This is a genomic window from Photobacterium angustum (assembly GCF_002954615.1).
Lineage (GTDB): Bacteria > Pseudomonadota > Gammaproteobacteria > Enterobacterales > Vibrionaceae > Photobacterium > Photobacterium angustum_A.
Map to the genome: position 1 here is coordinate 418,169 of NZ_MSCJ01000003.1, position 18,561 is coordinate 436,729.

The following is an 18,561-nucleotide window of genomic DNA, read 5'->3' on the forward strand; positions in this document are numbered from 1 at the left end:
ATTAGTTATTAATATATGGTTATTATTATTTTCAATTAAATTTAAAATTCAAACAGGTGTTTAATAAATAACATTTATACACTTTTTAAATATATGGTTTTATATTTTTGCTTTGTGGCTTTATTTATATGGAAAATATAAAGTTGCGCTGTTTTTGGGAAATAACATTTATAAAATAAAAGTTAATTCAATAATAAATAAAACGGAGTTTATATTGAAGAATTCATATATCGCATTAGTCATTGGAAGTTTAATTTCTAGCAATGTTGCCCATGCAGCAAAACCAGGTGTGCCAACTATCGAGTGGGGTGAGTATAAATATATGCTTACCGAAATTGATAGCGAAGCGACAAGCTATAAAAATATCGTTAAAGCGCGTCATGATCATATAAATGCAACGGTTAACTGGGATGTATGGAGTGGCGAAGTTACGCACTCTAAACTATTACTAGATGGTCGTGTCGTTTGGGAAGGTCAGGGTAGTACAGCAACCTTTGAACTATCAAAAGGTGGCACGTATGAAATGACAGTCCAAGCATGTAACGATGACGGCTGTAGTACCAGTGCACCTAAACAGTTGATGGTAGCGGATACTGACGGTAGTCACTTAAAGCCATTAAATGCGCCGCTTAAAGAAAATAACAAACCGCATACGAATACCACTGGAAAAGTAGTGGGAAGTTATTTCGTCGAGTGGGGCGTGTATGGCCGTAAATTCACCGTTGATGATATTCCAGCGCAAAACCTTACCCATATCCTTTATGGCTTTACTCCTATTTGTGGTGGGGATGGCATTAATGACAGTTTAAAATCTATTGCTGGCAGCTTTAACGCGTTACAAAAAGCGTGTGTTGGTCAAAAAGATTTTGAGGTATCTCTTCATGACCCATGGGCTGCAATATCAAAACCACAGCAAGGAGTGAGTGAACACTCAGATCCTTACCGTGGTAACTTTGGTCAATTGATGGCGTTGAAAAAAGCGCATCCGGATTTGAAGATCCTTCCTTCTGTTGGGGGCTGGACGCTTTCCGATCCTTTCTTCTTTTTAGACGATCCTGCAAAACGTAAAGTGTTTGTCGATTCAGTAAAAGAGTTTCTTCAAACTTGGAAGTTCTTCGATGGTGTTGATATTGATTGGGAATTCCCTGGCGGTGATGGTGCAAACCCAGCATTAGGTAATCCAGAAAAAGACGGACAAACCTATGTAACCTTGATGAAAGAGTTACGCGCAATGCTTGATGAGCTATCGGCGGAAACTGGTCGTCAATATGAACTATCGTCAGCGATTGGTGCGTCAGAAAAAGGGATTAATCGTGTTGACTATAACCAAGCTCAGCAATACATGGATCATATCTTCTTAATGAGTTATGACATGTTTGGTGCTTGGAACAATGACAACCTAGGTCACCAGTCTGGTTTGTATAACGGCAGCCACCAACCAGAAATTAAACACACGGTTGATTTAGCGGTGAAAACATTGCTAAACCAAGGCGTTGAACCTAAAAAGATCATCGTGGGCACACCATTTTATGGTCGTGGTTGGAAAGGTGTTCATGACGTTCAAGGCAATAACCCAATGACAGGAAAAGGAACAGGGCCTGTTAAAGGGACGTGGGAAGATGGCGTGGTTGATTACCGTGATATCGTCGATAACCGTTCGACTAATGGTTGGGAAAGCCATTACGATGCTCAAGCTGAAGCCTCTTACCAGTGGAATCCAACTACCGGTGAGTTGATCACCTACGACACGCCTCGCGCAGTGAAGGCCAAAGCACAGTATGTCTTACAACATAACTTGGGCGGCTTATTCTCATGGGAAATTGACTCGGATAATGGTGACTTGTTGAATGCTGTGCATGAAGGTTTAGGCCATGGTGGCGATACACCACCAGTAAACCGTCCACCGATTGCAAACGCAGGTGCAGATCAAAACGTCGTTGGTCCTGTTTATGTTGAGCTAGATGCGGGCAAATCTTACGATCCTGAACGTGAAGATATTACCTATGCATGGACACAAATTAGTGGCCCAACAGTAAGTATTTTAAATAACAAAACAATAGCGCCAACCATTGATGTTCCAGTTACTGACGTTGATACCAGCTATCAATTCCAGCTAACAGTTACAGATCCAGAAGGTCTGAGTGCAACCGATACGGTTACGGTTGAAAACAAGGTTCAGCATCAAAACCATGCACCAACTGTAACTATGGTGAAAAAGCTGAAAGTAGACAGTGGTGAGCAGTTTACGTTAACCGCAAACGCCAATGATCAAGATAATGATGCCCTGACGTATTCGTGGAGCATTCCTTATAACTTTGATGTGGTATCAGGCTTAGGTTCGTCTGAGCTGACACTCAAAGCACCTATCATGGATAAGAAAACAACAGAAACGATTTCTGTCTTAGTCTCTGATGGTTCACTTGATGCGCATGCTGCTACTGAAGTGACAGTGAAAAAATATACTGACAATGACAACAATAATGGTGGTGATGATAATAACGGCGGTGACGACAATGGCAATGGCAGTTGCGATGTAATAACCGATCCGGATGCGGCGAATCATTCAGCATGGAGCGCGGCAATTATCTATAACACAGGTGACAAAGTTAGCCACAATAACCTTGTTTGGGAAGCGAAGTACTGGACGCAAAATAATGCGCCAAGTCAAACTGCCGATCAATGGAAGTTAGTGTCTGATATTGTTATGCCATGGAACCAAGACGTTGCCTACAGTGGTGGTGCGAAAGCGAGCTACGATGGCGCAATGTGGCAATCTCAATACTGGAGCAAAGGGCTTGTACCGGGTCAGGATCCAGTATGGGTGAACATCGGCTCATCGGATTGTAAGTAACCTTCAAGGGCTCACTCTGCGCTAGGGTGAGTCCTTTCTTAATAAACACCTTTTCATATTATTACAGTGCATATGTAGCTGTGATAGGGATAAATACATCTAATAACAATACTTAAAGGGCTTTGAAGATTAACTCAAAGCCCTTTTTATATTAATTATTTATTCAATGCGTTGGCTATCTCACGCCAGTCTGCAATTTTGAAGTTTTGATTTTGATCGTCATATGAGGCATCAACGTTATAGCCATCTTGAACAAGGAATAATCCTTTAGGGAAACGTTCACTAATAGTGGCAGAAACAGCATGAATACCATCGGTTTCACTTGCACCATCTAAGCCATTATCATCATCGGCGGTGAGCGCAAAGCTGCCTTTATATTCATAGTTATTATCAAGATCGTAAACAGCATAAGTGTGGTTACCTTGACTTGAGACAATCAGATCATTCACTGTACCGTCGTTGTAAATTGTTAGCCCTTCCGCGTCTGCAACAATCTGTTTGCCATCTATTTCAATAATGAATTTTCCGTCAGTTGAACCTGCTTCATCTGCGGTAAATGCCCAAACCCCCGCATCTTCTTCACCGACATAGAGAGTATCGGAGGTTGGATCAACGACACATCCTTCAGGTTGGCTACTTACTTGCAGGTTACGTACAAGTGCACCTTCAATGCCATTATCTGTAATATCTAAGCGCCATTGTTCAATGTTGCCACTCTTACCGTTAATGAACACATAGTTAGCGCCAGTAGATGATTGATAGGTACATAAACCGTACACTTCATTAAGTTCGGAGCGTAGTTGAGCCACTTCGTTGTGGGCATTATCACCAATAGCATTAAGCGCTACGATTGGTTCATTACCATCTGTAGCGGCTTGAATTTTGTACAGGGCAATAGTATTAAATTCACGGTTGCTGGCAGCCGCAAGAGAATAAGTTTCGCCACTAGGTGTCGTTACAGCTTGGATGATATCGACATTGTTTGGTTCTCCTTCATCAAGGTATTGCAGCTCTGTACCATCAAGATCGTAAGCGACCAGTCCACCTTGTTTATTGGTACCAATAATCAAGCTTTTGTTAGGTTCTGCTTCGTTTAACCAAAATGCAGGATCATCTGCCGCATCACCATCATCATCGACAGGTGCTGTTTCGCCAACGACTTTCACCAAAGCAATACCCGTTGCTGCAAGGTTAGCTGAACTAAGTGCTTCATTAATTGGAGATTGAGCAAAAGAAGGGGCACTATTTAAGGTGCTATAACTTAGTTTTTCATACACTGGCTTATCGACTTCTGAGTTACCGACCCAAATCCCGTTATTGGCTACAGCAAGAGATTTAATCTCATCGACACCGTCTAGTTGGATGTTTGCTTTCAACGACCAGTCATCACGGTTATATAGCATCATACCTTTACCTTCATCACCCACAACGAGGTAGCCTTTACCGTCAGAAAGGTAGAGTAAATCTAATGCTTCAATTTCTTGCAAATTACCTAAAGGCGCAATGCTATCAACAATTTGACGAGAGTTTATATCTTCTGGATCGGCGCCGTATGCCCAAATACCTAAGTCTTGCTCTGCTATATACAGCGTAGATGTTTCATCATCCACAATACATGCGCTGAGTTCACCGCCTACTTCCAGTTCACGAACCGCGATAGGCTGCGCATTGTCGTCAGCTAAAACACTTTTGATTTCACCATCTTGGTATTTCAGCTTGTATTGCACCGCCACCCCATCATCAGTCACGCCCGTTAAGAGCAATGCACCGTTAGTGGTGTTTTTATGTAAACAGACACCTTCAGCGGCATAATCTGTTGTAAGCGTGCCAATATCATTAAGGACAACACCGTTTTTATTGCTCACGCTATAAAAACCGATGCTGTTATCTTCTGGTAAAGCAACAGCGAGTAAATCAATACTGTCACCGTTATCGGCTTTAATACCGTAGCGTATATCTGCGCCAGTGACTTCAATGTTTTCTAAGCGTTCAACTTCATCGCCTGCTGGGTTATAGACCGCCAACCCATCACCTTCTAAGGTGACAAAAAGTAAGCTCTTTGTTTCATCTTCACTATTTAGCCAGTAAGCCCCATCACCAATATCGTCATAGCTTGTTTTTACTGTTGTTGATGTAGCGAGTGATTCGGTTGCTACCACATCAGATTTTGGTATTTCTGTTTCAACATAAACGGTTTTAGTTTTATCGCTATTACATCCTGTTAGCAGTGATAAAGCGATGATTGAGCTTAATAATGAACGACGCATTTTTCCTCTCCATGTGTGTAAGTCAGGAGGGAAGCTAAGCCAGTATTATTACATAAAAGTGACTGTTAATTTTCTTTGTTTATTAATATCAATGGTTTATATGTTTTTTTGTTAAGGCGTGAGCTGTTTGGACTAGAAGCAATGTCAGGCTATTTCTCAATATTAATATCAATAGGCTGTCATATTTGTATGGGAGGATAGATCACTTGAGCTTTTCGGACTTTTCTCATTACAACAACTAAAAAAGACATTGATTACTATGCCTACCTTCACAATAAGATCGTTTATTACCCGTTTTAATTATCAGTTATTTGATGTGCTTTATGGCATGCGTGTGCATTATCGGTGGCTTGTTCTATTAGTGTTAGCGTTACTGAGTCTGATTGTGTTTAATATTACGAACGGTACGATTAAGAGCTATGAGCAAATTAATTGGTTAGATGTTGTAGGGGAAGGCTCATCGGCAATCATGGTATTCGTGTGGCTGGTGGTGATTTTATCCACTCGATCACCAGGGAAAATTACCAACTATTTTGCGATGGGGTTTACCTGTATTTTTTTAGCGTTAACCCAAGATGTTATTGATGAGTTTATTCGTTTAAAAAACTACACCATGATTGGAAATACCATGGAGTACATGATCCTTGGGCTTGCCATCGTAACTTATGCATTTTGCTTGTGGCGTAAAGAGCTTACAGTAGTAAAAAATTATTTGATGCAACGCCAACAGTTAAATGCGCGAACGCCGCTCCATCCTGAAAATTATCGCCTCCCAGAGCTGAGTTATTTACATAGAGCACTGACAGCGCAATACACAGAGTCTACCAAACAAAATGATAGTTATTTGATAGCGATTAACTTACAAAACAGTTATCAACTTTTACCTCAACTTTCACCTCAAGAAGCAGAAAGGCTAAGAGTATCGATCTCTGAATTGTTGTTAATTGCATCTCGCCATAATGATTTAGTGTGCCAAGTAGCAGGGCATCACTACCTTATGTTATTGGACGGCTTAAACAAGAAAGATGCAGTAATATATACTCGCTATGTTGAGCAGTTACTCAGCGCTTACCAATTTTATTTAGATTCTAATATTAATATTGAGATGCAATGGCAAATAGGTATTGTTGAAGTAAAACAGTCCACTTACTCATTACAGTCATTATATAAACAGATAGATGAAGCGATAAACCTTTCAACTAAACCTCAAGTTTATAAAGGTAGCGCATGAAAGGGGATCATGCAGTGATGGCACCATGGTTGGAATGCCACGATAAAATAATTCCTGCAAGGCAACACATTGCGTTATTACTGGATTTACTCAGTAGCCGTGGTGTTAATATGCACTACGTATTACGGCATACAGGGATTTTTTATGATGATTTAATTGCGCAAGATTTACAGGTAAGCCCCGTACAATTCTCTCGTTTAATTAGTAATGTAGCGAAGTTAGAGCAGTTTCCTGAATTGAGCTTTCTGTTTGGTCAGCAATTGATCCCGAGTGTATTTCCTACTACTAGCCATATATTGATCCATGCCCCGACTGTAAACACCTTGATGAATAATATAGCGCTTTACTCTGAGAGCTATTTCCCTTTATCTAAACTCACCACACAATTTGATGATTCGGGCGTTTATGTTTTCGTCGAAGATCCTTATGGGATTGAGGCTTCATTGAGTTCCCGAGATCGTATTACTTATTTTCGTTGGCTAACAGAGTATGTATTTACTTCGGTTATATCCCTAGTTAATTGGCGAGCTGATACCAAATTACCTTGGTCTGTTATGGTGGATTGGTTATGTCCACAATGGCAAGAGCATTATCATATGTATTGGGGGAAGGTAAATTTTAATCAACCGATGATAGCCCTGCATTTACCCAAGCAGTATCTAGATGTAATTTTGAAAGATAGCTCTTCAACGTTGTATAAAGTGGCACGAAAGATCACACCCATCCCAAGTTGTGGTTTATTAAGTCATATTCGAAATGTGTTTCGTCAAAATCTTGTTCAAGTGCCTTCGTTAAATGAGCTATCAGAAATGATGTTAATGAGTCCTGCGACTCTAAAGCGTCGATTAAAAGCACATCATCATACTTACCGTTCATTATTGGGCGAGGTTAACCAGCAGCATGCGTTATATTTACAACAGATGAAGCAATGGGATGATCACCAGATCGCTCAAGAAATGCAATTTTTTGATGTAAGCAATTATCGCCGTGCAATCCGGCGTTGGAAGACAAGTTAAACAATCAATTTATATATAATGCTTAATAATATAGATGACGGTGTACTAATTTCACTACCAAGTAAATATAAGCATCTATTATTAATTATCAATATTGGTAATTAAGATTTCATTGGTAATAAAAATAATCATTTAAAAAAAGTGAGTTTGTTTTTTTTAAATTAAATATCTTTTTGATATTCAATTAAAAAATAAAAAAGAGAAAAGTTGGTTGTTATTTAATGCTTTTATATTTAATGATAATAAATCGTCACTAATTAATTAATACTGCTTCTTTCAAATATATTCGAACTATTAAAAATAAAGAAATGTTATAACATAACAATCCCGAGTGATTCACTCAGGATTGTTAATGTCATGATTAGGAATAGATCGATGAAAAAGAAGTCTTCATTTATAGCATTGATGACAACGCTGTGCGTCTTGTTTTCAGTATCAAAAGCAATGGCTGCAGAAGCGCCAATTGATGTAACGGTAAGTATTGCCCCACAAAAGTATTTTGTGAAAGAAATTGGCGGTAATAACGTTGATGTCAATGTAATGGTACCAGCAGGAGCTGAGCCAGATGACTACGAGCCAACACCAAACCAAGTTGTATTACTTAACAAGAGTAAGCTTTACTTTTCTATCGGTGTGCCATTTGAAAAAAGCTGGTTAAACAAATTTAAAAGCTCAGCAAAAGATCTAACGATTGTTGATACCCAGAAAGGTATTGAACGTATGCCAATGGCTTACAACGACGATGGTGAGCGTATTCCTGCAACATCAGGCATTAAAGACCCACATATTTGGTTATCACCAGCACTTGTGCGTATTCAAGCAATGAACATTCGTGATGCATTAATTAATGTTGATCCTCAGCATCAGCAAGAATATCGCGAAAACTACCTGAAGTTCTCTAAAAAGATCAATCAAATTGATGATGCTCTCATTGCTATCACGGCAAAGATCCCTGCAGCGCACAATCAATTTATGACTTACCACCCAGCGTGGGGTTACTTCGCGACAGATTACGGTTTACGTCAGCTTCCTATCCAAGATGAAGGTAAAGAAGCCAGTGCTCAACGTCTAAAATCACTGATTGATACAGCAAAGAAACAGCACATTAAAGTTATCTTTATTGAGCCGCAATTCTCGAAAGAACAAGCAAAAGTTATTGCGAATGCAATTGGCGGCAAAGTGGTAGCAATTAACCCACTTGCAGAAGATTGGGGTAATAACTTGCTAACTGTTGCGAACGCGTTTGAATCTAACGTGAATCACTAAGAGTTAAAAAATGAAAAAGATTGTGGATGTACAGAATGTCAGTTTTGCTTATAAGAACCATCAAGCATTAATTGATATAAACTTCGAGCTTTACGAAGGTCAACGTTGTGCATTACTTGGACCCAATGGCGGTGGTAAAACGACATTAGTCAAACTACTACTGGGTATATTATCGGGTTATCAGGGCAATCTAGCACTGTTTGGCGACCATCCCGGTCGCCATCCAGCGCTTATTGGGTATGTTCCTCAACAATATAAATTGAATCCAATATTACCTGTCACAGTAAAAGATGTTGTATTAATGGGGGCAAATGCTGCGCAGCTAAAAGATAAGAAATTGCTGTCAGCCTTATTAACTCAAGCATTACAACAAATGCATATCGAGCATATAGAAAATACGCTGTTTAAAGATCTTTCAGGCGGACAGCGTCAACGTGTGTTAGTAGCTAGAGCGTTAATAGCTCAACCTAAGTTATTAATACTTGATGAGCCAACCAGTAATGTTGATCCAAGCATGACGGCACAGTTTTTTGCCTTGCTATCAGCGCTGCCCAAAGATGTTGCGGTATTGGTGGTGAGTCATGACATGAGTATTTTAGAGTATCAGATTGATGTGATTTTAGGGCTAAACCAAACCATGAAAGTGCAGCAGAGTAAGGCATTAACGTCTGATATGTTGCAACACTTATACGGCGTGAACAGTCATTTTATTAAAGATCTTGTTCAGCAAACCACATCCAATAACGAACCAAGTCCTGCTTTAGTATGATCGAGCTCTTACAATATAACTTTATTCAACATGCATTAATTGCAGCTGTGCTTGTTAGCATTGTTGCCGGCATTATTGGCGTATTAGTCGTAACCAATCGATTAGTATTTCTCTCTGGGGGTATTGTTCACACGGCATACGGCGGTGTGGGGCTAGCTTTCTATGCAGGTACCGCGGTAATGCCAACAACCTTGGTATTTACTTCGATTAATGCTTTGTTATTAGGAGCGCTAAGTCAGCGTAAACTAGAGCAGTTAGATATTTTTATCGGGCTAATTTGGTCGTTAGGTATGGCAATCGGCATCATCTTAATGGCGTTAACGCCGGGATATGGGGCAGATTTAAGCAGTTACCTGTTTGGTAGCATTCTCACCGTTCCAGTATCGACGTTATACCTGATGGGGGGCAGTGTCCTGATCATTGGTGCCTACACGATTTATAACTATCGTTCGCTAGTCTTGATGTCGTTTGATGCTGATTTTGCGCAGAGTAAAGGCGTTAAAGTAAAACGCATGTACTTATCATTATTAGTGCTGGTGGCAATTGCTAGCGTGATCTTAGTGAAAGTGGTGGGTATTGTACTGGTTATGGCGCTGCTAACTATGCCTGCGTATATGGCGGCTCAATATACAAAATCCATGTTATCCATGATGTGCCACAGTATTTTATGGTGTCTTGGCTTTACGTTAACGGGGTTGATTTTCTCTTACCAGATGAATCTACCGTCAGGGGCAACCATTGTTGTTACCGCGTCTATTTGTTTAGCGTTGCAACTGGGGCTTAGAGAAATCCTGAAATTCTTCAAAAAAGGCGCTGTTCAAGTCGCTTAATGGTATAGCAAGTAGAAGCGCCCCTTCTACTTGCTACCTACTTCTATCTAGTGACGACTCTCTTCCTGTTATTCCCACGCTACCAACACTTTTTACATCCGTTGGTAGGCAGATTTTCTGCGTAATTGCACTGTAAATGTTACAAAGTGTAACGAGTAAATATTCGCAATTAGTATTACGTTATTGTTTTTAATTTCTTCAAGTTATTAGTCATCTGCTGATTTGATCTTCTTCGCGTCAAAAAAGTATCGTTGGTTATCAAAAAACAATATTTTTCTGAAAGCAGGTCTAAACTTTGAACGTTGCTCTATATTGGGTGCGCCAAATAAATAACGATAGCTATGTCACAAATTTGAACCAATCAAAGACCGCTTCCGCGTGCCGTAATAACTTTCTGTTACATCTCGAAAAGTTGAAATTATACAAGCTCCGTTATGCTCCACGCATCTTAGGCGCTCTTATTGAAGTAAACGCCTATCCAATGTCGATTTATGAGTAATAAAATGAAAAAAACATCTCTATTTGCATTGAGTGCAGTGGCACTGTCTTGCGCAATTAGCTTTACCGCTCACGCTGGTGACAAAATGGTTAACCCTGAAGGCGGGGTTGTTGTGGGTTACTGGCATAACTGGGCTGACGGCCAAGGTTATAAAATGGGTAATGCACCTGCGATGTCACTAAAAGACATTAACCCAATGTATAACGTGGTTGATGTTTCTTTCATGAAAGTTTACGACGTGGCTGAAGGCCGTATTCCGACGTTTCATTTAGATGCGGAAACGGGTTTAACAGAGCAGCAATTCATCGACCAAATTAAAGAGCTTAACGATCAAGGTCGCTCTGTGCTTATCGCACTAGGTGGCGCTGATGCGCACGTTGAAATGAAAACAGGCGACGAGCAAGCATTCGCTGATGAAATCATTCGTTTAACGGATCTATACGGTTTCGATGGTTTAGATATCGACCTTGAGCAAGCAGCGATTGATGCGGCTGATAACCAAACAGTTATTCCAGCGGCACTACGTATGGTTAAAGATCACTACCGTGCACAAGGTAAAAACTTCCTTATTACCATGGCACCAGAGTTCCCGTACCTAACAGAATCTGGTAAATACATTCCTTACATCACAGGTCTTGAAGGTTACTACGACTGGATCAACCCGCAGTTTTATAACCAAGGTGGTGACGGCGTTTACGTTGAAGGCATTGGCTGGATTGCACAAAGTAAAGATGAGCTAAAAGAAGAGTTCATTTACTACATGTCGGATTCATTAATCAACGGTACTCGAGGTTTCACTAAGATCCCACACGACAAACTTGTATTTGGTATTCCAACTAACATTGATGCCGCAGCAACAGGTTACGTGCAAGATCCACAAGATTTGTTTAATGCATTCAAACGCCTTGAAGCACAATCTCAGCCACTACGTGGGGTAATGACATGGTCTATCAACTGGGATATCGGTACTAACGCTGCAGGTCAAGCGTACAACAGCAGCTTTATTAACACTTATGGCCCATTCATTCACAGCCAAGTACCACCTGTTGTTCAACCGGGTAAACCTGTGATCATGGGTGTAACGGATGCTCGCGTTCAGCACCGCACAAACTTTGATGCAATGGCTGGCGTAACAGCAACAGACAAAGAAGACGGCACATTAACATCTGCAATTAACGTATCAGGCTCGGTAGATACACAACGTGTAGGCGAGTATGTACTAACTTACTCAGTATCAGATTCAGACAACAATGAAACCGTATCACCACGTAAAGTGACCGTATTTAGCGCATTACCAACCTTCGCTGGTGTGGCAAATGCAGTTGTGAAAATTGGTGAAAACTTCGATGTAATGGCTGGCGTATCAGCATCGGATGCAGAAGATGGCGATCTAACGGCAAACATCAAAGTATCTGGCACAGTAAACACTGCGGTTGCGGGTCAATACGAACTTGTTTACTCAATCACAGACAGCGCAAACCAAACAGTAACTGTGAAGCGTACTGTGGTGGTTAACGATGGCTCTATCGTATGTACCAACCCATGGAAAGCGGATGCAACCTACGTTGAAGGTGATGTAGTTAGCCATAACGGTAAAGATTGGCAAGCTGGCTGGTGGACACAAGGTGACGAACCAGGCACAACGGGTGAGTGGGGTGTTTGGCGTGAAGCGGGCGATAGCGATTGTGGCGGCGTTGTACCACCACAACCAGAAGCGGATTTCACGGCATCTCTATCTGGCGTAAACAGTAGCTACAAGATCACTAACGGTACAGCGACACTGAACCTGTCTTACACTGCGAACAAAGCAAGTTCTGTACAGATTGATGTGATAGACGCAATGGGCTACCCAGTAAACGGCGGTAACTTCACGGCTGATTTTGCAGCTAACAGCGCAATCAAATTAGTACTTGATAACGTTTCAGAAGGTACGCACTCACTACGCATGATCGCACAGTCAAAAGGTGAGCAAGTGGAATCTCGTCACCAGTTTGTATTAGAAGAGCAAGGTACAGTTGAGCCACCAGTAACCGACGTTCCTGCTTATGAAGCGGGTAAAGCGTACCAAGCGGGCGACCAAGTATTAGGTACAGACGGTAACGTATACCAATGTAAACCATGGCCTTACACGGGTTGGTGTGCAAACGCTTCATACGCACCGGGTTCAAGCCAATACTGGGCTGACGCATGGGATAAGCTGTAAGTTTACCGATAGCTAAATAAACGAAAAGCCAGCATGTTAGTGCTGGCTTTTTGTTTTACTTTAGAGAACGTATTTAACAACGTTTGTGCGTAGTAGCTGAGTTAACTCATTATTGGACAAAAACTATTTAGACAGTTTGCCCTACTTAGGTTGGTAGGTATTAGGAAAAGTAGGGGTAAATCCTACTTAACTGGTTAGTCGGTCACTAAACTCACTTAAACCAAAACCGCTTATATTGTGAATGTTCTATGAATAAATTTCACGAATAGCATCTATTAACCCATATACAATCAAAGGATTGTCCACTCGTGCTTCTGGATGACAATACGCAATTACATATTTCTTGGGAGCTCTTTCACACCACCAAACTCCACGATTGGTTCTTTTCCATTCAAACTCACAAAAACCTGCAATACCTTTAAAAAGGTCACCTGTGCCGCCACATATTGTGATATCAGGGTTATAAAGCAAAAATTGTCTTTCGATATAATTACTGTCTTCATTTGCAACTTTATTAAGAGAAGCGGTGTCAGTTGTATGTGTACCTGGTGATTTTTTTAAATTAATAGCACATATAGATTTAAGCGTAGACTTTCGTTCTTCTTCACTAATATGTTCCAAATCGTTCCAAGGTATATCACATTCAATATTTCTAATTCCGCGAACCCAACGAACAATATTATTCCATGTTTGAGGTCTAGCACCATTAGCAAGAAACTCTCTTAGATCCCAGCCTCCTCCATCTGGGTCATTAACTTCCTTTAGTACGATGCAAATTTTAATATCAGAATTTAATTAATCCTGTTCAGACACCAAACCATCTGATACGAAACCTTTTCTATTTTCTTTTCACTCAATAAAGAGATTATTTTCTTTATCAGTTATCGACATACAATTCCTTTAAACAGTATGTTATTAATTTCAGCTATTGTGACCGACTCAAAACTGGACAAAGACGAGTTAGCAGATAAGCTAACTCGTATATGGACAGAAGTGTGTTAGCACTCAACTCTATTTGAGCTGGTAGGTATTAGGAAAAGTAATAATAAATTAGTTAAGAGTTAAACTTCACATCACTTTTTATTTAGATGCTCGTGGACGATAATCATTTCAATGGGATTAAGTGGTCGTGTGGAGCTCACTTTATTACCATTAGATGTAACAACGCCACTGTCGATAAGAAGATTTAATATATAGTTTTTATCCTCTTTTTTCATCATACTTACTTGATCAAACGGCATTTTTTCATAAGCTGTGACATAACTTTTGAGTCCGTCTTTACCGATAGGAGCCTCACTAACTTCACATTGTTTGTTCTCAATGCTTATAGCTTGAGTGTCAATAAAGGTATTTACATCGGATCCATCGAGGACGATGATTTTTCCACCTATATAATGAGGAAAGCCATTTAACTTTTCATAGTTTATTGAGTTTTCGAGTTCTTTAAATCCCTCACCCTCAATATTAAGGTTATGATTTACAACTTCAAAATAGAGGTCTACTGTAAAGTTAAATAAAGCTGGGTATATATCTATATATTTCCCATAGTTGATGGTCACTTCTTTCAAATACTTTATAGTCTGCTTCGATTTTAGATTACGTATTGCATAATTGACCACTTCTTGAGGCAACAAGCTCATGAGTTGTACTTCAGCATGCACCATTGTTACAGATGCAAGAGAAATCGCTTTAGAAGAATTAAGTAACTCTGATTCGTGAGTAGCAAAATTTCTTAGTGCTTTTAGAGCTCGATAACGTTTGTTTTTGCCAAAATTAACCGCTTTTACTTTTTCCAACTTCTCGCATGCACTGCACATTACAGAGAGTAATTCTTTAAGATCATCTGCATCCGATGAAGCACAGTACTTTAAATATTTGTTGAAGAACCGGGATAACTCTATTTCACAACTTTTTAGAGGGGTCATGATAAAAACTCATTATTAATACTGTTGCGTATTTTAATCGAGTTAGCCCACCAGTGGAAAGAGTTTAACACTTAACAGCTTATTAATTAGTATTATTACCTTCATACGAATGCACATATATTAATTACAATTTTCATTTCGTTTATAGACATCATGAATTTAAATAGCAGCTTTTAGGTATAAAGAGAGTAAGAATGTAAAAATCGGAATGTTAAATACGAAAAAACCTCGATTGGTGGTCGAGGTTTTTTCTATTACGTACAAGACGCACGCGATTCAACGGTTCCAATATATGATAATTGATAATGTAGTGCAATACATATTGAAGTTAGGGCGGCGTATTATACTGATATTTCAGCAGAGGAACAGTCACAAAATAATTATTTTTATAGTGTTATCAGTGTATTGTGCGTGCCTAATTTTACAGATATACTCCTCAAACTGGTTGAGCGTATGTAAGTTTTAGACTTCCACTTACCTGAATGGTAATTATTATACAAACAGCGAGCAAAAATACGTAATGACCGTAGAAATACCGTCTTAACGAAATTTTCTTAGCAGAGTTTTAGGCAATAAGCCAAGTCTGTTTGCAGCGAGTGGTGTCGGCAAATACGCCCAAATCGGAAGTCGGGCGCACGCGATTCAACAGTCAGCAGGAAACCTACTTGGCGAACCCAAGGGCGAACTAGGCGAGTCCAGTCTTCCTCCTAACCAGAGGAATTGTACAATGAAACCTTACCCTATGTGGAAAGAAGAAGTTGGCAAATTACTGTGTGGTGCGCTTGCGAAAGTCATCATCGGTAAGTTGTTCATGATGTTTTAAGCATCATTAGGCGATTTAAGACGATCTAGCCCCGTTGCTTTTGCTTCGGGGCTTTTTTCTATATGTCATTTTAATATCTTTCCATTACAACACTAAAGAAATATAGTTAGTAATCCTTTTAACTCACCCTCTCAGACATTAATAAAATCAAAAAATAAAACTAATCCAAAATTACGTTAATACGATATGAACGAGTAAAAGCACTAAGTAGAAATGGAACAGAAACGTGTTACATAAATTTGGTTAATAATAGCAGAATTTAACATATTGGAAATTCAGGGCACTTTTTCACCCGAACTACCACTAATAACCCACCCTCTGATCATTACCGATGTTTTTAGCGGATAAATTTGATTTCTCACAGTTTTTTGTCTAGAAATTTAGATGCGCATCAGGTTTTATAAAGCATTTGACTATCTTATGTACTATAAGTGGTTTTAGGCTTATAAATCACTGTTATTACTTGTTTGGATAGTTGTAAAGGTGAGTGGCAGGACAATTAAAATAGAGATAAAGCCCTTATCTGAAAAGCATCACTTCTCACTAGAAGGGCAAGGTAATGGTTAAGTCACTAATAGCGAAATAAACAAAAAGCCAGCATGGTCTATGCTGGCGATTTTGTTCAGACGAGTGTGTTTAGCATACCTACATCGTAAGGTGTCAGGTTTTTGTTTTGACGTGTTTTTTCAACGTAATCTGAGTTAGCAATTAATGGGCGACCGATAGCCACTAAATCAGCATCATTATTTAGTAGTGCCTCTCTCGCACTCTCTGAGTTATAGCCGCCACAGGCAATAACGCTGCCATGATAATGTTGACGAATATAGTGTGTAACCGTGCTTTGTAAATGATCTTGATAGCTGTCATCGAACATACCGGTATGAACGTATGCCAAATCATATTGATTTAACTGCTTTAATACATAATCAAAAACGGGTTTATCGCGTTCGTCATGTTCAATATTTAAATAAGCAACAGGCGATAAGCGTACACCCACGAATTGAATTTGCTGTTTAACGGCATTGATGACATCAAATAAAATACGGCTCATATTTTCGGGGCTTTGTCCCCAATGATCGTTACGACGATTCGTATCCCAATGGAGAAATTGATCTAATAAATAGCCATTAGCGGCATGTATTTCAACGCCATCAAATCCTGCTTCTTTGGCATATTTTGCGGCTTTCGCAAAATCGTTAATCACAGTCTGAATATCAGCAGGTGTCATTTCTTTAGGCTCTTCATACTGTAAATTATCAGTCCGCTTTACACGCCCTGTAAGACCAACCGCTGAAGGGGCTAATGGCTTGTTTCCATTTAGGTAAATAGGGTGTGATACTCGGCCTGTATGCCACAATTGGGCAAATATTTTACCGCCATTTTCATGCACTTTTTGTGTAACTTGCTTCCAGCCTGCAACATGTTCTTGGTTAAAAATAGCGGGCGAATTAGGGTAACCCTGCGCGGTTGGCGATATCATTGTACATTCAGTAATGATCAATCCCGTATTGGCTCGGCGAGCATAATAGTCAGCCATCTCAGGAGTTGGGATGAAATCGTCTGTCGCCATGCATCGGCTCATTGGCGCCATAACAATACGATTTTTTAAGATCAGATCCTGACTAAGTTGATAGGGGCTAAATAAAATATCTTGTGTCATTACAGGTTACCTTTCTCGCTTTTATATCGTTCACAGTAGGCACTTCGGTTTTATGTTGGATGATGATTGAGTGTGGTTACTGCGTGAGGGTGTGACTATATACCGACACTGAAAGGAATGTCAGACCGATAAAATGAATACCATCTATTCCATTTTGGAATGCAAAAGAGCCAAAAAACGTGCCATTATGTCTTTATCTTGAATAAGGGTTTAATGCATGGAGTAGGTAATGGATCAATTAGGCGCAATGCGAGCCTTTATTCGTGTTGTACAAACCGGGAGCTTTTCTGCTACTGCGCGTGAGCAAAATACAACTCAAGCAACAATAAGTAAAAAAATAGCTGCGTTGGAGCATAAGCTAGAAGGTAAATTGCTGACAAGAAGCAGTCGAGACCTTGCTTTAACTGAGGTTGGCGCTGAATATTATGAACGATGTGTTGCTATTATTAGTGAATTAGATGAGGCGGAATCTAATGTGCGAGCACATCGAGCATTACCTCAAGGGTTAATTAAAATCGCAGCACCTATTACTTTCGGCAATATTTTTATTGCGCCTATTATCTCTGAATTTTTAGCGCGTTATCCTGATATAAGCGTGGATTTAACGTTAAGTGATAAACATGTCGATATTATTAGTGAAGGCGTTGATGTTGCAATTCGAGCCAGAGAATTAGAAGACTCTTCATTAATAGCAAGGCGATTATTTGATAACCCTAATATTCTCGTTGCTTCTTCCGCTTATATTGCGAAATACGGAGAGCCCGTAACACCAGAAGATCTTAATCAACATAATTGCATTATTTATTCCCTTTCTTCGACCATGAATAATTGGAATTTTTATAATAAAAAGATCAAAAAATCGGTCTCGGTAAGTGGCAATTTTAAGAGCGATAGTTGTGATGCTATTTTACGCTCTGTACTTGATGGTGTTGGCATTGCGTTATTACCTGTTTGGATGGTAGAAAATGAAATAAAAGCTGGTCGATTAAAACAGTTAATGCCGTCTTATAAAACTCAACCATTACCTTTTCATGCTATTTATACTAACAATCGTTATGTTTCATTAAAGATCCGATGCTTTATTGATTTTATGAAAGAGAAGATTGAAAGCTCAGAGCGACTTAATTAATCCTTAATTTTAAAAATGGGGTATGTGTTTTTGTTATTACAGTATTTTACTCGATAAGAGCAAGGTCACGATTGCTCCACCAATAGCGAAAT

12 protein-coding genes are annotated in these 18,561 nt (G+C 39.6%); 8 read left to right on the plus strand and 4 right to left on the minus strand.

Features of this window, described 5'->3' with window-relative positions:
* Window positions 1-214 precede the first annotated feature (214 nt).
* Complete coding sequence (locus BTO08_RS16560) at window positions 215-2,851, plus strand: glycosyl hydrolase family 18 protein (RefSeq protein ID WP_105061742.1); 2,637 nt, start codon at window positions 215-217, stop codon at window positions 2,849-2,851.
* A 155-nt stretch (window positions 2,852-3,006) separates the two neighbouring features.
* Here the strand turns inward: BTO08_RS16560 and BTO08_RS16565 are convergent, their stop codons facing one another.
* Window positions 3,007-5,118 carry a phytase gene (locus BTO08_RS16565; protein ID WP_105061743.1) on the minus strand — a complete coding sequence of 704 codons (2,112 nt, stop codon included), beginning with the start codon at window positions 5,116-5,118 and terminating at the stop codon, window positions 3,007-3,009.
* Window positions 5,119-5,377: 259 nt separating this feature from the next.
* On the opposite strand from BTO08_RS16565, the gene BTO08_RS16570 reads away from it, so the two are divergent.
* From BTO08_RS16570 to BTO08_RS16595, 6 genes are all read left to right on the plus strand, one after another.
* On the plus strand, window positions 5,378-6,349 hold the full coding sequence (locus BTO08_RS16570) for a diguanylate cyclase domain-containing protein (protein ID WP_105061744.1): 972 nt from the start codon (window positions 5,378-5,380) through the stop codon (window positions 6,347-6,349).
* Complete coding sequence (locus BTO08_RS16575; RefSeq protein WP_105061745.1) at window positions 6,346-7,365, plus strand: AraC family transcriptional regulator ligand-binding domain-containing protein; 1,020 nt, start codon at window positions 6,346-6,348, stop codon at window positions 7,363-7,365. Before BTO08_RS16570 ends, BTO08_RS16575 begins: the two co-directional genes overlap by 4 nt.
* Before the next feature lie 375 nt (window positions 7,366-7,740).
* On the plus strand, window positions 7,741-8,631 hold the full coding sequence (locus tag BTO08_RS16580) for a metal ABC transporter solute-binding protein, Zn/Mn family (protein WP_105061746.1): 891 nt from the start codon (window positions 7,741-7,743) through the stop codon (window positions 8,629-8,631).
* Between the two features lie 10 nt (window positions 8,632-8,641).
* On the plus strand, window positions 8,642-9,400 hold the full coding sequence (locus BTO08_RS16585) for a metal ABC transporter ATP-binding protein (RefSeq protein ID WP_105061747.1): 759 nt from the start codon (window positions 8,642-8,644) through the stop codon (window positions 9,398-9,400).
* Window positions 9,397-10,230, plus strand: a complete 834-nt coding sequence (locus tag BTO08_RS16590) for a metal ABC transporter permease (RefSeq protein WP_105061748.1) — start codon at window positions 9,397-9,399, stop codon at window positions 10,228-10,230. Before BTO08_RS16585 ends, BTO08_RS16590 begins: the two co-directional genes overlap by 4 nt.
* Window positions 10,231-10,733: 503 nt before the next feature.
* Entirely contained in the window at window positions 10,734-12,932 is a 2,199-nt protein-coding gene (locus tag BTO08_RS16595; protein WP_105061749.1) for an immunoglobulin-like domain-containing protein, read from the plus strand.
* Between the two features lie 246 nt (window positions 12,933-13,178).
* Here the strand turns inward: BTO08_RS16595 and BTO08_RS16600 are convergent, their stop codons facing one another.
* The 3 genes from BTO08_RS16600 to BTO08_RS16610 all read right to left on the minus strand — a co-directional run bounded on the left by BTO08_RS16600 (window position 13,179) and on the right by BTO08_RS16610 (window position 17,340).
* Entirely contained in the window at window positions 13,179-13,553 is a 375-nt protein-coding gene (locus BTO08_RS16600; RefSeq protein WP_242446287.1) for a hypothetical protein, read from the minus strand.
* 452 nt (window positions 13,554-14,005) lie between these two features.
* The gene (locus BTO08_RS16605; RefSeq protein WP_005363899.1) at window positions 14,006-14,857 is read right to left on the minus strand and encodes a hypothetical protein; all 852 of its coding nucleotides are present in this window, start codon (window positions 14,855-14,857) and stop codon (window positions 14,006-14,008) included.
* A 1,445-nt stretch (window positions 14,858-16,302) separates the two neighbouring features.
* Window positions 16,303-17,340: an alkene reductase gene (locus BTO08_RS16610; protein WP_105061750.1), complete on the minus strand. Its 1,038-nt coding sequence runs from the start codon at window positions 17,338-17,340 to the stop codon at window positions 16,303-16,305.
* A 229-nt stretch (window positions 17,341-17,569) separates the two neighbouring features.
* Between BTO08_RS16610 and BTO08_RS16615 the strand changes: the two genes are divergently transcribed.
* Window positions 17,570-18,469 carry a LysR family transcriptional regulator gene (locus tag BTO08_RS16615; protein ID WP_105061751.1) on the plus strand — a complete coding sequence of 300 codons (900 nt, stop codon included), beginning with the start codon at window positions 17,570-17,572 and terminating at the stop codon, window positions 18,467-18,469.
* Window positions 18,470-18,561 lie beyond the last annotated feature (92 nt).